The organism is Cognatundibacterium luofuense (assembly GCF_018139685.1).
In the GTDB taxonomy this organism is placed as follows: Bacteria; Pseudomonadota; Gammaproteobacteria; order Burkholderiales; family Burkholderiaceae_D; genus Undibacterium; species Undibacterium luofuense.
This window is the reverse complement of sequence record NZ_JAGSPN010000440.1, coordinates 1-321: the sequence shown is the minus strand read 5'-3', so window position 1 is coordinate 321 and position 321 is coordinate 1. Positions and strand designations below refer to the sequence as shown.

General features: G+C 49.8%; 1 protein-coding gene. It reads right to left on the bottom strand.

The window, feature by feature from the left end; genetic code table 11:
- Nucleotides 1–321: ABC transporter substrate-binding protein (locus KDM89_RS21135; RefSeq protein WP_212689777.1), on the bottom strand; the 321-nt coding region annotated here is incomplete at both ends.

Here is a 321-nt window from a genome sequence, read left to right as displayed (position 1 = left end):
CCAGTGCTTTCATCTGACGCAGCATAGGACCGGCAACCGCATCCATACCACCGAAGAAAATCAGGTCAGGCTGTTTTGCTTTGATGGTGGTCAGGATCGCTGCAAAGTCATTGGACTTGTCAGTTGTATGTTCCTGCACCACGATTTCTGCGCCTTTACCTTTTGCGCCTTTCATAAATTCTTTAGCGACGCCTTCACCATACGCAGTTTTGTCGTCGATCACAGCGATTTTCTTCGCTTTGGAAATCTGTACTGCGTAACGGCCTAAAGTGCCACCCAGCTGACCGTCATTCGCTACTACGCGGAACGCGCCTTTGAAAC